The sequence below is a fragment of the Microcystis sp. M144S2 genome (assembly GCF_020246065.1).
GTDB classification, from domain to species: Bacteria; Cyanobacteriota; Cyanobacteriia; order Cyanobacteriales; family Microcystaceae; genus Microcystis; species Microcystis ichthyoblabe_A.
Genome location: NZ_JADBTR010000004.1, coordinates 1 through 15058, shown reverse-complemented (window position 1 = coordinate 15058; position 15058 = coordinate 1). Strand labels below are relative to the sequence as shown.

Annotated in this window: 16 protein-coding genes; 9 read left to right on the top strand and 7 right to left on the bottom strand. The window is 44.2% G+C overall.

Features of this window, described 5'->3' with window-relative positions; genetic code table 11:
* Positions 1–11: 11 nt before the first annotated feature.
* Complete coding sequence (sds, locus tag IM462_RS00375; protein WP_287666325.1) at positions 12–983, top strand: solanesyl diphosphate synthase; 972 nt, start codon at positions 12–14, stop codon at positions 981–983.
* Here sds and IM462_RS00370 read toward each other — a convergent pair.
* Both IM462_RS00370 and IM462_RS00365 read right to left on the bottom strand, forming a co-directional pair.
* Positions 980–1525 (bottom strand): hypothetical protein, encoded by a 546-nt coding sequence (locus IM462_RS00370; protein WP_287701665.1) that lies wholly within the window; start codon positions 1523–1525, stop codon positions 980–982. The genes sds and IM462_RS00370 overlap by 4 nt on opposite strands.
* A gap of 139 nt (positions 1526–1664) precedes the next feature.
* Positions 1665–1997: a 2Fe-2S iron-sulfur cluster-binding protein gene (locus tag IM462_RS00365; RefSeq protein ID WP_287701664.1), complete on the bottom strand. Its 333-nt coding sequence runs from the start codon at positions 1995–1997 to the stop codon at positions 1665–1667.
* 62 nt (positions 1998–2059) lie between these two features.
* Here IM462_RS00365 and cimA point away from each other — a divergent pair, with 62 nt between their 5' ends.
* Positions 2060–3700, top strand: coding sequence for a citramalate synthase (gene cimA / locus IM462_RS00360; protein WP_287701663.1), 1641 nt, complete (start codon positions 2060–2062; stop codon positions 3698–3700).
* Between the two features lie 137 nt (positions 3701–3837).
* On the opposite strand, the gene IM462_RS00355 is transcribed toward cimA, so the two are convergent.
* The 4 genes from IM462_RS00355 to pilM form a co-directional block, all read right to left on the bottom strand.
* Positions 3838–4332, bottom strand: a complete 495-nt coding sequence (locus tag IM462_RS00355) for a hypothetical protein (RefSeq protein ID WP_287701661.1) — start codon at positions 4330–4332, stop codon at positions 3838–3840.
* Positions 4333–4396: 64 nt separating this feature from the next.
* Entirely contained in the window at positions 4397–4861 is a 465-nt protein-coding gene (locus tag IM462_RS00350) for a hypothetical protein (protein WP_287701659.1), read from the bottom strand.
* 52 nt (positions 4862–4913) lie between these two features.
* Complete coding sequence (locus IM462_RS00345) at positions 4914–5693, bottom strand: ABC transporter permease (RefSeq protein WP_287701657.1); 780 nt, start codon at positions 5691–5693, stop codon at positions 4914–4916.
* Between the two features lie 502 nt (positions 5694–6195).
* Positions 6196–7323, bottom strand: coding sequence for a type IV pilus assembly protein PilM (pilM, locus tag IM462_RS00340; RefSeq protein WP_287701655.1), 1128 nt, complete (start codon positions 7321–7323; stop codon positions 6196–6198).
* A gap of 141 nt (positions 7324–7464) precedes the next feature.
* Between pilM and IM462_RS00335 the strand changes: the two genes are divergently transcribed.
* Together IM462_RS00335 and ilvC are read left to right on the top strand one after the other, a co-directional pair.
* Positions 7465–7677, top strand: a complete 213-nt coding sequence (locus tag IM462_RS00335; protein WP_287701653.1) for a hypothetical protein — start codon at positions 7465–7467, stop codon at positions 7675–7677.
* Between the two features lie 156 nt (positions 7678–7833).
* Complete coding sequence (gene ilvC / locus IM462_RS00330; RefSeq protein WP_045361115.1) at positions 7834–8826, top strand: ketol-acid reductoisomerase; 993 nt, start codon at positions 7834–7836, stop codon at positions 8824–8826.
* A gap of 118 nt (positions 8827–8944) precedes the next feature.
* Here ilvC and IM462_RS00325 read toward each other — a convergent pair whose 3' ends face one another.
* Positions 8945–9733 (bottom strand): ECF transporter S component, encoded by a 789-nt coding sequence (locus IM462_RS00325; protein ID WP_287701650.1) that lies wholly within the window; start codon positions 9731–9733, stop codon positions 8945–8947.
* A 303-nt stretch (positions 9734–10036) separates the two neighbouring features.
* Here IM462_RS00325 and IM462_RS00320 point away from each other — a divergent pair, with 303 nt between their 5' ends.
* The 5 genes from IM462_RS00320 to dcm form a co-directional block, all read left to right on the top strand.
* Positions 10037–10321 carry a hypothetical protein gene (locus IM462_RS00320; RefSeq protein ID WP_287657470.1) on the top strand — a complete coding sequence of 95 codons (285 nt, stop codon included), beginning with the start codon at positions 10037–10039 and terminating at the stop codon, positions 10319–10321.
* Between the two features lie 63 nt (positions 10322–10384).
* Entirely contained in the window at positions 10385–11161 is a 777-nt protein-coding gene (locus tag IM462_RS00315; RefSeq protein WP_287657471.1) for a M48 family metallopeptidase, read from the top strand.
* A 382-nt stretch (positions 11162–11543) separates the two neighbouring features.
* Complete coding sequence (locus IM462_RS00310; RefSeq protein WP_287701648.1) at positions 11544–11720, top strand: hypothetical protein; 177 nt, start codon at positions 11544–11546, stop codon at positions 11718–11720.
* A gap of 307 nt (positions 11721–12027) precedes the next feature.
* Positions 12028–14139 (top strand): bifunctional arginine dihydrolase/ornithine cyclodeaminase, encoded by a 2112-nt coding sequence (gene argZ, locus IM462_RS00305; RefSeq protein WP_287701646.1) that lies wholly within the window; start codon positions 12028–12030, stop codon positions 14137–14139.
* Positions 14140–14230: 91 nt separating this feature from the next.
* The coding region (gene dcm / locus IM462_RS00300) for a DNA (cytosine-5-)-methyltransferase (RefSeq protein ID WP_287701644.1) at positions 14231–15058 on the top strand (828 nt) is incomplete at its 3' end.

The following is a 15058-nucleotide window of genomic DNA, read 5'->3' as shown; positions in this document are numbered from 1 at the left end:
TTGGCTAACCAATGATCCCAACAACTTCTTTATTCGCACCCGTTGACGATGATCTCCGTCTTTTGACCGATAACTTAAAAAATCTCGTCGGCGCTCGTCATCCCATTTTAGCGGCGGCAGCAGAACATTTGTTCGAGGCCGGTGGTAAACGCGTTCGACCGGCGATCGTGTTGCTGGTATCTCGCGCTACCATGTTAGACCGGGATATCACTCCCCGTCATCGTCGATTAGCGGAAATCACGGAGATGATCCACACTGCCAGTCTTGTCCATGATGATGTGGTAGATGAGGCAGAATTGCGGCGCAGTGTTCCCACCGTTAACAGTTTATTTGACAATCGCGTGGCGGTTTTAGCGGGGGATTTTCTTTTCGCTCAATCCTCTTGGTATCTAGCTAATTTAGATAATTTAGAAGTGGTAAAATTACTCTCAGAAGTGATTCGCGATTTTGCTGAAGGGGAAATTCAACAGGGAATTAATCGCTTTGATACCAGTATCTCCCTGGAAGCTTATCTAGAAAAAAGTTACTACAAAACTGCTTCTTTAATTGCCAATAGTGCCAAAGCAGCCGGGGTATTAAGCGATCAATCGGCCGAAGTTAATCATCATTTATATAATTATGGCCGCAATTTAGGATTAGCTTTTCAGATCGTCGATGATATTCTCGATTTTACCTCTCCCACGGAAGTATTAGGAAAACCCTCTGGCTCCGATTTGATCAGTGGTAATATCACTGCTCCCGCTCTCTTTGCCATGGAGGAAAATCCCTATATAGAAGTGTTAATCGAACGGGAGTTTAGTCAGGAAGGAGACATCGAAAAAGCTCTTGATTTTATTCACTCTAGCCAAGGTATTCCTCGCTCAAAAGAATTAGCCAGTCAGTATGGACAAAGTGCCTTAAAACACCTTGACTGTTTAGCTTCTTCTCCCTCAAAAGAGGTGTTAATCGAGCTAGTAGATTATGTTTTGAGCCGAATTTATTAGGGAATCATAGTTCTCGCCGTAGCAATAGTCCAAGCATCGACTAATAATAAAAATAGGGTGAGAATAAAAAGAATTCCATACATCCAAGGCTGAGAAAGGGGGCGAATATCGGTCATATCCAAGTTAGTTTTTTCCTCGATTATTTTGACCATGCGATTAAATCCCACTACTCGCATCGGCAATAAATAGGCTTTTTCCGCGGAGCGATCAAGGAAATAATAAACTAAACCACCCTGTCCTGTACTGCGACATTTAAGTTCTTTTATATCTGTCCAATTTAACCACCAACCAGAGCGAAGAAAAGCAGGAAACCATTGGGGATAGGTAACTTGTATCCCTGTTTCTGATAAAATGACTCTTTCACTTAAAGCTCCGTATAAAGCGATTAATCCTAAGCTAATTCCTATCCAAAGAAAATTGGGATTAACGGGGGAATTAGTGACTTTTGCTAAAAAGGGTAAAGGGATGGTTAACGCTATGTATAAACTTAATAAAGTTACCCGAATTATTGGTGATATCCGAAAAGTTGTTGTCTCGTTCATTTGATAACCTTAATCAGTAAACAGTAAACAGTAAACAGTAAACAGTGAAAAGAAGGCTCCGAACTTGCCACTTAATACTTTAACACTTTAATACTGCTCACTGATAACTCAAAACTGATAACTGATCACTGATAACTGATCACTGATAACTGATCACTGCGTCTCCCTGTCCCCAAAAACCATCGTATTTAGTCACTTCAATATCCCCAAAAACTTTGACTTGACAAGCAAGACGACGGTTATTATTGGGGTTATGGGGAGGTAAAGAAAGACGCGCTTTTTCCTGCCAATTGATAGCAGAAACTTCGCCAACAATTGCCACCGCACAGGTTCCACAGCTGCCGATGCCGCGACAATTGATCAACTTGGAACCGCCGTTATACAAAGAAATGTCATGTTTTAATAATATACGACGGAGATTTTCACCTCGATCGCGGGTGATTGTTTGATCGTAAACTGTTATTCTAGGCATTAGGGACGTGATTTTAACTTGCTACAGTTATTAATTAATATTAACACCTATTGACTATTTCTATGAACAATGGTAAGCGCATTTGGGTCTATGACACTACTCTCCGGGATGGGGCCCAGCGAGAAGGTATTTCCCTCTCCCTGGAAGATAAAATTAAAATCGCCAGGGAATTAGATAGAATGGGCATTCCTTTTATCGAAGGCGGTTGGCCCGGCGCAAACCCTAGAGACGGTCAATTTTTCTGGAAACTGCACGAAGAACCCCTAAAACAAGCCGAATTAGTCGCTTTTTGTTCCACGCGTCGCCCCCATGTCGAGGCCCGGGAAGATCCGATGTTAACCGCCATTCTCGCCGCTAGAACTCGTTGGGTGACAATTTTCGGCAAATCTTGGGATCTGCACGTCACAGAGGGCTTAAAAACCAGTCTGGAGGAGAATTTAGCCATGATAGGAGATACGATCGAGTATCTACGCTGTCAGGGAAGACGAGTCATTTATGATGCCGAACATTGGTTTGATGGTTACAAAAATAACCCCGAATACGCCCTTTTAACCCTCAAAACCGCCAGAGATGCCGGGGCCGAATGGTTAGTTTTCTGTGATACCAACGGTGGCACTTTACCCCAAGAAATCGCCCCGATTGTGGAGAAAGTGCGGGAGCAATTGGGCATCGATCCTGATAACGAAAATGGGACTAAATTAGGCATCCATGCCCATAATGACGCGGGAACCGCCGTAGCCAACTCCTTAGCGGCAGTTAACGAGGGCGCACGCATGATTCAAGGCACAATTAACGGTTATGGGGAACGCTGCGGCAATGCCAATTTATGTACTTTAATTCCCAATCTTCAGTTAAAAATGGGCTTTTCTTGCCTAGAAGAAAATCAATTAGGTCGATTGACGGGAACTAGCCGGAAAATCAGCGAAATGGTCAATTTAGCCCCAGATGATCACGCTCCCTTCGTCGGACGTTCCGCTTTTGCCCATAAAGGCGGTATTCACGTTTCTGCGGTGGCGAAAAATCCCCTCACCTACGAACATATTAACCCGGAAGCGATCGGGAATCAGCGCCGCATCGTCATTTCTGACCAATCGGGATTAAGTAATGTGTTAGCGAAAGCGCGTAGTTTTGGCATCGATTTAAATAAAGATGATCCCACCTGTAGGCAAATTTTGGAACGTTTAAAAATCTTAGAAAGTCAGGGTTATCAGTTTGAAGCAGCCGAAGCTAGTTTTGAGTTATTAATGCGGGAAGCTTTGGGACAAAGAAGCCACCTTTTTGAATTAAAAGGATTCCAAGTGTATTGTGATATGCTGCGGGATAGTGGTAATGCAATTGCAACAATTAAAGTACGGGTAAAAGAGGAAGATTTATTAGAAGTGGCCGAGGGTAACGGGCCTGTGGCTGCTTTAGATCGGGCTTTAAGAAAGGCTTTAGTCAAATTCTATCCCGAAATTGCTAACTTTCACCTGACCGATTATAAAGTGAGAATCCTCGATAGTGGTTCGGGGACGGCAGCGAAAACTAGGGTTTTAATCGAGTCGAGTAACGGTCAACAAAGATGGACTACTGTGGGAGTGTCTAGTAATATTTTAGAAGCTTCCTATCAAGCAGTAGTAGAAGGAATTGAGTACGGTTTATATCTGCTGCAAAACAATAAACTAGAATTATCGGGTCAATTTTGTCCTTTGGGGATAATTTAGAGAACAGTAATCAGTTATCAGTAATCAGGAGTCAGTAATCAGGAGTCAGTATTCAGGAGATTATTTTTATTTATTCTTCCCATTCCCCCACACCTCACACCCCACTTCCTGCTCCCCTTTCTGGGATTGAATGTTTACTAGGATAATAATCTAGTGACGACCGAATTTTGCCAACGACGAGCTAGGGCCCGCAGATACATATTAACGGGAAACTGATAATATTCGATAATTAACCAGAGTAAACAAATACCATGGCAAATAAAGGTTAAAATCGACCAAAATAGAGGCACCCATGACAAAGGACTCCCCTCGACTGGAGGGAAAAGATAGGCCCCTGTCGCCACAATTGCTGTGGGAAAAATCACAAATCCTAAACCGATAATTAAGTAAAAACCTGCTATCTCCATTCCTTCTCTCGGTAAACCCTGCCAATACTTACCATTCCAATACCAAGTTAAGGGTAATTGACTATCGGCCATTTTTAAAACCTGTTGTTCTAAATTAGCAGTAAAAATGTGTTGACAAAAGTTACAAGCATAGGCTTCCATTAGGGGTAAAGTGGCGATTTTACCATGGCGACAGACGGGACAAGAATAGGTATCATGATAGTTTAATCGGGTTGGCTCGGTCATGGTAATGTGAGTGAGAGTAAAAAAGGCAATTGCAGATAATTAACTTTTCCCTATTGATAACTAATTAAGCAAGATTGGGAGGAATTGCCCCTAGTTTTTGCAGTTGTTTTTCAATATTAGCCTTTAATTGGGTCCGGGAGATTTCTTTTCCTGTTTGAGCGGTGTGTGCATTTTCCAGAAAAATAATACTATCTACTTTTTCTACGGCAAATAATTGGAATAAAAGATGGGTTACGGGAATCAGGAGCGTTGATAGGGGTGAATTAGCAGTATTTTGGGCAGATATGGCCATTTTTTCCGTGGCAAAGGCATAGATCACCCTTTTCTCTCGTTGCGGCTGCTGCCGATGGGCTAAGGTGGTTAGTAACCAATCACCCTGGCTATTCTCAACCACATAGTATTGTAAATGTTTTAACTGTCTAGCAAAAGCTGCAAGGACGGGATTAACCGCTTCTTCCATGACCACGGTTGCCAGTCCGTAATTGACCGCTTCTCGACTTAAAATATGCAGTTGTGCCTTTAATTTCATGGCTAATCATGTCTATAAACTAATCGATGGCGATGACATTCGGCAAGGCCATTTAAAATTGTCGTCGTGAAAAGATGAGGATGGAGATACCCAATAATAGACCAGTATAAACGAGACTGTAGAGGGCATTACCGATTAAGACATCAGCACTAGGCAGCAAACCATAAACGGCCTCATTTCTAAAATTCAATCTCTCCAAATCTGGGAGAATTAGATAAATATTTTTGGTGATAGCAAGGATATTGGCATTTTTGCTGATTATACCCAATTGGATCAGATCTTTGCTGATGTGACCCATTAGATAGACCCCAAAAGTCATTAACGTGGCTAAAATCGAACTGGTAAATACCCCAAAAGCGATCGCCACGGCTGCGATGAGAATTAATTCCAAACCGAGATAGAAAACCGAGACAATCAGGGGTAAAGGTTGAAAAGATACTTTCATCCCCAGCAACATCAGCAAGTAAATCACCAACATTACCCCCAACATCACCACTAAAACCCCAGACAAACCCAAGTGTTTACCGAGGATAAATTCGGCCCGACTCAGGGGTTTGGGAATCAAAACTAAAATAGTTCTCTTGTCAATTTCCTGATTAATTAGCCCTGTACCCACAAAAACGGCGACAATTACCCCTAATAACCCGATAGCGGCTAATCCCAAGTCAAGAAAGATTTTCTCATGGGTTCCCACCGCAATTTCCGGTAATAAACGCCAAGCGAAGGCCATCAATAGGGCAAAAAACCCGATAAAGTAAAGAATGCGATCGCGAATAACCTCGCGAAAACTATTGGCTGCGATCGCCAAGATTCTCAGGATGCTGATACCCATAGCCTTTCATCAAAAGAACTCTTGCCAATTAATTATATGTTATGGTCGTGGGTTAACTAATTTTCCCCAAAAAATTAGTTAGTTCATTTGTTATGAATAAAAACCTGAAGTTTAACTTTTAACCCAAAACTCTTTAGATATGCTTTAATTTGGTTGTCAAAACCTCTTTATTTAGGGTTTGCTGAAAAAGTTTGTTGGTGGGGTTAGGCTTCGGCCGTGAGCTCGCCGAACGTCCGAAGTCTCACGCCGAGGTCCGAACGGAGTGAGTAGCCGGTCGTCAGGAGTCGGGAGTCGGGAGTTTCAGGCTTTGTTGCCCTGCTTCTTTGTACCAGTTTCTGTACTAAAAAAAGAATAAGGCCAGGTTTTTGAATGTCCCAATCCGATTTTCGCAGCATGAACATCGGATTTTAACAGGTCAAAAGCCTTATTTTAAAAGGGTTTTACTATTATTCAGCCAACCCTAATTAGTAGCGTATGTAAACGTATGTTGACAAAACCTTGGCTAATGGTCAACCTCCCGCAATCCTAAACCCAGAACTGTTCCTAAACCAGGTCTTTCGGCATTAGGAATCTCTTGAGTTGTATCTAAGTTCAGTGATGCGATTGGATCGATTGCCATGGTGGGGACGCTGAGACGTTGAGTAAAATATTCGTCTAGTTGCGCTAAACCGCCCCCGGGACCGGCTAAAAGTAACTGGACAATTTCCATTTCCAGTTCATCACTTTGGTTAAGATAGAAATTAATCGATCGCCGCAATTCATCGGTTAATTCCCCTAAAACCCGCATCAGTGCCGCCATCCCGGCGGTAGTAAAGGTTCTGGAAAGACCGGTATTGGTGCCAAGACTATCAAAGGCAGTGGTCGGGATTGTCATCCCCAAAAGAATCTCAGGACTGCGGGAGGTGGGCAAATTCATCGCCCTGGAAATGGCATTTTGTAGCTGGAAAGTGCCGATGGGGACAGTGCGGGAAAATTGGGGAACGCCGTCCACCACGATGGCAATTTCCGTGTTATCAAATTCTATATCGACAATAACGGTAGCTTCATTGGAACTAAACTGTCGCAACTGATCGCGAATCGTCCGAATTAGGGCAAAACTATTAATTTCTAGCACATCTACCTGTAATCCTGCCCGTTGCAGGGTTTCCATATAGGCATCGGTGATCTCCCGACGAGTAGCTACCAGCAAAACCTGCACCTTTTCGATCCCGTCTTCATCCTGAAAGTAGCCCAGTTTTTGGTAGTCGATATCCACTTCCTCCCGCGGATAGGGAAGGTATAAATTAGCTTGATGATTTAAGACCAGATCGCGCAATTCCTCCTCGTCCAATTCCGAGGGAATAGGGATAATCCGGATAATTGACTCGCGCATGGGGACAGCAGTAGCGACTCGTTTGCTGTTAATTTTATTTTCCTTGAGGACTTCTTGGATTAATTCCGCTAAAGCGACGGAATCGACGATTTTTCCCTCCTCAAAGATGCCTTCTGGGATATCCGACGAACAACATTTAACTAATTTATAATTTTGTTTCTGTTTGGCCATCTGAACCACGTTAATGCGCTCTGGGGTAATCTCTAACCCAATACCTTGAGTTTTTTTTGTCAATAGCTTCTTAAAAAAACTTACCATAGATTTTCTGGGGCAGCTCTAAGGGAATTGGTGATCAACAAAGCCAATAATCTTGATCTTTTCACCTGATTTTATCTAGTATCGCTCAAGGCAGTAAATCAGTCTATAAACGATCCTAACTGGGTAAATTACCCAGAACCGGTGAAAATCGAAGGAGAGAGAAGCTATTTCTGCACTAATATTAACCTGATTATCTGTGTTCAGACCGAGGTTAATCCTAACTGGATAGGAGGAGAGGAAGTGCTTAATGATAGTGATATTGTAATCAATTTTGCTGAAAGAACCAAGTCCAAGCTAAAAATTGGCCATTATCCCCCCCCTTCTGCTCAACTAGATCAAGTCAGCTTTCCCTAGTTAGATTACCCAAATATCTCAAGAAAATTTCAATTTTTCTAGGCACTATTTTTTCTTGACTCCTAGAAATAGGCGATCGAATGCTTCTGACAGGCGTGATTTTCGCGTATAATTAGGAGTTTGCATAGTGACAAAAGAAGTTAAGGAGCGAGTTCGATGGCACGAATGTACTATGATGAGGATGCCAATTTAGATTTATTAGCGGGAAAAACGATCGCTATTATTGGTTATGGTTCCCAGGGTCATGCCCACGCATTAAATCTCAAGGATAGTGGCGTTAATGTGATTGTTGGTCTATATCCCGGCAGTAAATCGGCAATCAAAGCCAAAGAAGCCGGTATTCCGGTTTATGATGTGGCCGAAGCCGCTAAAATTGCCGACTGGATCATGATCCTCTTACCGGATGAAGTGCAGAAAACGATTTATATCAACGAAATTGCCCCGAATTTAAGCGCAGGCAAGGTGTTATCTTTTGCCCACGGCTTTAATATTCATTTCGGTCAAGTGGTTCCCCCGGATAATGTCGATGTGGTTATGGTCGCACCCAAAGGACCGGGCCATCTCGTCCGTCGCACCTACGAACAAGGTCAAGGGGTCCCCTGTTTATTCGCCGTCTATCAAGATGCTACCGGCCAAGCACGCGATCGGGCAATGGCCTACGCTAAAGGTATCGGTGGCACTCGGGCTGGGGTTTTGGAAACCACTTTCCGCGAGGAAACAGAAACCGACCTTTTTGGCGAACAGGCAGTATTATGCGGCGGTTTAAGTGCTTTAATTAAAGCTGGCTTTGAAACCCTCGTGGAAGCTGGTTATCAACCCGAATTAGCCTATTTTGAGTGTTTACACGAGGTAAAACTGATCGTCGATCTGATCGTCGAGGGCGGTTTAGCCAAAATGCGCGATAGTATTTCCAATACAGCCGAGTACGGTGACTATACTCGCGGTCCGCGGGTGGTGACGGAAGCGACTAAGGCCGAAATGCGGAAAATCCTCCGGGAAATTCAATCGGGACAATTTGCCAGAGAGTTTGTCCTCGAAAATCAAGCAGGTAAACCGGGGTTCACCGCTATGCGTCGTCAAGAGGCAGAACATTCGATCGAAGAAGTCGGTCAGGATCTGCGGGCGATGATGAGTTGGCTAAAACGCTAGTTCGCTTTTTTTTCGCTGTCGGGTTGGACGCAACGCAGGAATTCTTCCCGTTGAGTCCGCCCCTACACCCCACACCTCACACCCTGTCCCCAGGAAAAACTTTTTCAGCAGCTCCTACCTAGTAGATCGCCTCTCGTGATTTGACCAAACCGATCGCTCGTAAACCGGCAATGACACCACAACCGATCACCATACCGACGAGGGAACGAATCAGATTTTCTACAGGAATGATCGGAATTAAAGCGATCCAGACTTCTTCGGGCCAGTTAAAAATCGAGTAGGTAATGGCCACGGCCCCTAAATGGGAGAGGCCGCTGGCGGTCCAGGTACCCCCAAAAATTCCCGCCGCTACTAAGGCCAAATTGCTACCCTTGATCCAATGGGTAAAAAGAGTCCGGGTTGGTAGGATAAATAATACCAAGGCCGACCAATCGACGAAAGCCCCGGCGATAAAGACTCGTGGCGAAATGCCGTTCAGTCCGATCGCCCGGTTAGCGTAGATAAACAGGGGAATCAGAAAAATTAACGTCAATCCTAACCACCAATAACGGCGTTTTTTGCCTAAAACCATTGTTCCCGCCGCAAAACTAGACAAAATCGCCCCAAAGACCGAAATAGCGGGAATTCCTGCCGTGTAGGGGGCAAGGAAAGCCCCAATTAAGGACCCAATGCCACTAGCGATCGCACCAGCGATCGGGCCGAGTAACCAACCCAAGAGGGGAAAAACCGCTTGACTGAGGGGCATACTACCGCCGGAAGCGAGGACAATGGAGAAGGGAATAAAAGAAAGGGTAGTGACAATGGCGGCTAAGACGACAATATAGGCGATCGGCGCCCCATCAATAGCGGCACTACTGACAGCTTCTACTTTGCGTTCTTCCCCTTCAGGGATAATATCTAGAGTCATAGATGAAAGGGTAATTCTAACTTTTCTATCATCCTCTGGTTTTATCCGCTTCGGGCAGTTAATGGTCAACGTTATAGCACGGGATTTGAGCAAGCGGAAAGGAGGCAGTCGCTGCATCCCCACCGGTGTACGCTCCTGTGGGGACTTCCTCTGCTATATTTTTCTTAACCAAGAATCTTAATGATATTTTAAGATTTTTTAAAAAACCGTCCCTATCGGAGATGAACGTATATCCTAGAGGGGAGCGAGTATAAATTCTTATTCCCGTTCGATCGCCCCCCAATTCTCTGGAGATCAGCACCCATGCTTACTTTGCTCCGTTCTCTGCTATTTTCCACCCTATTAAGTTTTGTTGCCCCCGTCCTCCTGGTGGGTTCGATTTTAACTGCTTTATTGGCCACCAGTCACGTCCCCGGCTTTACTTGGGTTTCTCAGACTGTTTTTAGCCAAATCCTGCAATTTTTAACCATTTTTGGTGGCGGTTATCCCCTACAAGGAATGTTAACCATCGCTGTTACTTTTGCTTTTGTTGGCAGTTTATTCGATTTATTTAACTTTTACGTCTATCAAACCAATCGGGGACAGTAACAGACAAAGGGTGATAGGGACTGTCTAGAATGGGAATGAGGTTTTTATGGGATCGAATCGTCTATGCGCCCTATTTTCTACCGTTTTTGGCTATTAACAATCATTTCTCTGCTGCTGAGCCTGAGTATCGGGATTATCAATCCCCAAACCAGTTTCGCGCTCTCGTGGATGGATTTACTTTTTCGGGGTGTGCAAGTTATTCAACTCTCCACTATTTCTCCTCAGCAGGAAGTCGCCATCGGTAGGCAGATTAATCAAGGTTTATTAGAATCAGGTAAGGTGAAACTGTCCAAAGATGCCAGAATTAACCAATATGTCCAAGAAATCGGGCAGCGATTAGCCACAACTAGCGATCGCCCTGACCTTCCCTACACTTTTCAAGTGGTGCGCGACAATAGCATTAACGCCTTCGCAACTATGGGCGGATTTGTCTATTTACACACGGGATTGATTAAAACTACTGATAATGAGGCAGAATTAGCCAGCGTCATTGCCCATGAAATCGGCCATATCGTCGGTCGTCATTCTATCACCCAATTACGCAATACTGCCCTCGCTCAAGGACTTCTCAGTGCGGCGGGATTAGAGACAAAAACTTGGGTACAATTGGGGGTTAATCTCGCCTACAGTTTGCCAAACAGTCGCAAGGATGAATTAGAAGCGGACCGACTGGGTTTAAAAAATTTGGCCAGGGCTGGTTATGAACCCACGGCGATGATCTCCTTTATGCGAAAATTAGCACAACAGGGGGGTTCTACCCCGACAATTCTCAGCACCCATCCAGCTACAAGCGATCGCATTGTGGCACTGCAAAAACAGCTTAATTCGGTTAATAACTGAACTTCCCCCAGACATTATTCTTCTCCCGAATGGCGATCGCTATTCCCCTGCTCTCATGACTTTTTGTTGGGTTTCCTTGGGTCAACCCAACCGGTTTAGCGGTGGACGTTCCACAGAGGCTAAAATCGATATATTTCTCCACGAAAATTTAGTTAGGACTTGCTGAATAAATCTAAAAACCTTGTTGGGTAAAACTTTTAGACTTTTTGTCAATCAAAAAGTACCAAATATGGGAGTGATCGGGGGGAAAATTCAGGGACTTTTTCCCTGAAAATTAGGTAATTGACCAGATGAAAATCGGTAAAACCCTACACCCCACACCCCACACCCGTTCGGCTGAGCTCACGGCCGAAGCCCACACCCTACCCCCACGAAAAACTTTTTGCCGCAAACCCTAGTTAGAGATGCAATTAAAGTCGTTTCTAATAATTCCTATGTGCAGTCTCACCTAATTTGGCGGATAATGGATGCGGCTGCTACCGTCGATCCTAACTGGGTGATCGATCATGTACGTCCTGCTGCGGAAAAGATACTGGACGAAAAAAGGGCTGATCCCTAGGAAGAAGCGATTAAATGGCTGATTATATATCAGGAAGACGGGAAGAATGGCAAACTTATCGGGAAAGTTTAATTAAGGAACACGGACGCAAATCGAAATTTATGGGGTTATTTAAATATCAGGATTTACAATAATTTAAGCTTCTAGCCGTCAGTTATCGGCTAGGATTAGGCTGTTTTTAGCTTGTAGAGCGGGAATTGTCCTAATCTTAGGCCTAGTGACATTTCGGGGCAAAGTGGAGTATAATGGAAGATTGGTCTAAACTTATCTCCAGACTACTTATACTGAATATTCATTGTCAAAAAATATGACTGAAACCATTCGCTTTTTGATGTGTTCTCCCGATCATTACGATGTGGATTATGTGATTAATCCTTGGATGGAGGGCAACATTCACAAATCTTCCCAGGAAAAAGCTAGGCAACAATGGCAGCAGCTTTATCATGTTCTCAAAGATCGGGCGCTCGTGGATTTAGTCCCACCAGAAAAAGGCTGGCCCGACATGGTTTTTACCGCTAATGCAGGTTTAGTTCTGGAAAAAATAGTCGTTCTCAGTCGCTTTTTACACAAAGAAAGACAGGGAGAAGAACCCTATTTTAAGCAGTGGTTTGAAGATAACGGTTTTACGGTTCATGAACTGCCCAAAGATTTACCCTTTGAAGGTGCAGGAGACGCATTATTAGATCGGGAAGGACGTTGGTTATGGGCAGGATATGGCTTCAGAACTGAGTTAGATTCCCACCCTTTAATCGCTAAATGGCTCGATATCGAGGTTTTATCCTTACGTTTAATCGATGAACGTTTTTATCACCTTGATACCTGTTTTTGTCCCCTTAGTGGCGGTTATCTCCTCTACTATCCCGATGCTTTTGATGCCTATTCTAATCGGTTAATTGAGTTAAAAATTCCCGAAGAAAAACGCATTATCGTTGAAGAAGCCGATGCGGTTAACTTTGCTTGTAATGCAGTAAATATCGGTCAAGTAATCGTCATGAATAAAATTAGTGACGATTTACAATATAAGTTAGTGTCAAAAGGGTTTGAAGTGGTACAAACTCCCCTGACGGAGTTCTTAAAAGCAGGAGGAGCCGCTAAATGTTTAACCCTGCGTACCACGGAACCCTTAATTCCAGACCATCACGCTAATGTCACCATTGAAAGTCGCATTCTCCAGCTAGAAGGTCATCTGCTCGACGCGGGAATTATGAATAAAGCTCTCGATGTTGTGGTAGGAAATGGGGGCAGCTTCAAGGTTTTAAACTTCACTTTGGGGATTGAGCGCCAAAGTACCTCCTCGGCCGAAGTGCGGGTTTCTGCACCCTCTCACGAGGTAATGGAGGAGATCATGGTACAATTGATCGACCTCGGTGCGGCCGCTCGTCCCCAAGAAATCTGTGATGTCAATACCGCCATTGTCGCTCAAGATGGGGTCGCTCCCGATGATTTTTATGTCAGCACCATCTATCCCACGGAAGTGCGGGTTAACTGTGAATGGGTGCGGGTGGAAAATCAACGCATGGATGCAGCCATCGTCGTCACTGAAAGTCCGGAAGGCAAAACGGCAAAATGTACTCTGCTGCGGGATTTAAAAGCTGGCGATCGCGTTATGGTGGGAGTTGAGGGCATCCGTACTATCCGACAGGCGGAATCCAGGGAACAACGCAACAGCACCCAGGAATTTACCTTTATGGGTGCGGGGGTTTCCAGCGAGCGCCGAGTCGAGTTAACCGTGGAGCAGATTGCCTGGGAAATGCGCCAAATTCGCGACCAGGGCGGTAAAGTGGTAGTAACGGCAGGTCCGGTGGTCATTCACACTGGAGGAGCGCAACATCTCTCCCGTTTAATCCGCGATGGTTACGTTCACGCTTTACTGGGGGGAAATGCGATCGCAGTTCACGACATGGAACAGGCGATCATGGGTACTTCTTTAGGGGTAGATATGCAGAAAGGCATCCCCGTGCGCGGTGGCCATCGTCACCACCTCAAGATTATCAACCTCATCCGTCGCCACGGCAGCATCGCCAAAGCTGTATCGGCCGGGGTATTGACAAAAGGCGTAATGTATGAATGCGTCAAGAATAATGTCCCCTTCAGTTTGGCCGGTTCAATTCGCGATGATGGTCCGCTTCCGGATACGGAGATGGATTTAATTAAAGCACAGGAAGAATATTCCCGCTTAATTCAAGGTGCAGACATGATTCTCATGCTGTCTAGTATGCTCCATTCCATCGGTGTGGGCAATATGACACCGGCGGGGGTAAAAATGGTCTGTGTTGATATTAACCCGGCCGTGGTGACAAAATTAAGCGATCGAGGTTCCGTAGAATCCGTGGGTATCGTCACCGATGTGGGTTTATTCCTGAGTCTGTTAACCCAACAGTTGGATAAGTTAACCCGTCCCTTGGTAGAAACGGTTTAAAACCGCAAGTAAATCCTCTAGAGACGTTTCTAGAAGCGTCTCTTTTTTAATTATTCCCATAATTGGCGATACTGCCGATCAGATGCTATCAATGAACCTTCTAAAAAACAAAGAAAAAATTCGTTTTGTTGACCTCTTTTGTGGTTTGGGAGGGTTTCGAGTGGCAATTGAACAAGTTTGTCGCCAAAAAAACTTAGAATCTGATTGTGTTTTTTCCTGTGATATAGATAAAGATGCTCAGTCAATTTATCAGGCTAATTTTGGCGACCAACCCCGGGGAGATATTACCGAAATCGCTGCCCTAGATATTCCCAATCACGATATTTTAATGGCGGGATTTCCCTGTCAACCCTTTAGTATTTGTGGTGATTTAAAGGGGTTTGAAGATACCAGAGGCACGCTATTTTTTGAGATTGCCCGTATTTTAAAAGCCAAACAACCCGCAGCATTTATTCTGGAAAATGTCAAGCAATTGCAGGGACATCAACAGGGAAAAACCTTAGAAGTTATTCTCGATACTCTGCAAGATTTAGATTACTATACCGATTATCGGGTTTTGAATGCGCTTAATTTTGGTTTACCGCAAAAACGAGAACGAATTTTTATCGTTGGTTTCCGAGAAACTAGGGGTTTTATCTGGCCAAAACCAGCTTTATCTAGAACAACTTTAACGGAAATATTAGAAGAAAATGTCTCGGATTTTTATTATGCTTCCGAAAAAATTCAAAAAAGTCGCCTGCTGAAAAGAGAGGGAAAAAAACCTTATAGGGAACCGACTATCTGGCACGAAAATAAAGGAGGTAATGTCAGTGCTTATCCCTATTCCTGTGCCTTGCGAGCGGGAGCATCCTATAATTATTTGTTAGTGGATGGGAAAAGACGCTTAACAGAAAGGGAAATGCTACGTTTACAAGGTTTT

What these genes read in the sequence shown, in the direction of transcription:
- sds (WP_287666325.1), top strand. Translation starts at nt 12, where the DNA reads ATGATCCCAACAACTTCTTTATTCGCACCCGTTGACGATGATCTCCGT.
- IM462_RS00370 (WP_287701665.1), bottom strand. Translation starts at nt 1,525, where the DNA reads ATGAACGAGACAACAACTTTTCGGATATCACCAATAATTCGGGTAACT.
- IM462_RS00365 (WP_287701664.1), bottom strand. Translation starts at nt 1,997, where the DNA reads ATGCCTAGAATAACAGTTTACGATCAAACAATCACCCGCGATCGAGGT.
- cimA (WP_287701663.1), top strand. Translation starts at nt 2,060, where the DNA reads ATGAACAATGGTAAGCGCATTTGGGTCTATGACACTACTCTCCGGGAT.
- IM462_RS00355 (WP_287701661.1), bottom strand. Translation starts at nt 4,332, where the DNA reads ATGACCGAGCCAACCCGATTAAACTATCATGATACCTATTCTTGTCCC.
- IM462_RS00350 (WP_287701659.1), bottom strand. Translation starts at nt 4,861, where the DNA reads ATGAAATTAAAGGCACAACTGCATATTTTAAGTCGAGAAGCGGTCAAT.
- IM462_RS00345 (WP_287701657.1), bottom strand. Translation starts at nt 5,693, where the DNA reads ATGGGTATCAGCATCCTGAGAATCTTGGCGATCGCAGCCAATAGTTTT.
- pilM (WP_287701655.1), bottom strand. Translation starts at nt 7,323, where the DNA reads ATGGTAAGTTTTTTTAAGAAGCTATTGACAAAAAAAACTCAAGGTATT.
- ilvC (WP_045361115.1), top strand. Translation starts at nt 7,834, where the DNA reads ATGGCACGAATGTACTATGATGAGGATGCCAATTTAGATTTATTAGCG.
- IM462_RS00325 (WP_287701650.1), bottom strand. Translation starts at nt 9,733, where the DNA reads ATGACTCTAGATATTATCCCTGAAGGGGAAGAACGCAAAGTAGAAGCT.
- IM462_RS00320 (WP_287657470.1), top strand. Translation starts at nt 10,037, where the DNA reads ATGCTTACTTTGCTCCGTTCTCTGCTATTTTCCACCCTATTAAGTTTT.
- IM462_RS00315 (WP_287657471.1), top strand. Translation starts at nt 10,385, where the DNA reads ATGCGCCCTATTTTCTACCGTTTTTGGCTATTAACAATCATTTCTCTG.
- argZ (WP_287701646.1), top strand. Translation starts at nt 12,028, where the DNA reads ATGACTGAAACCATTCGCTTTTTGATGTGTTCTCCCGATCATTACGAT.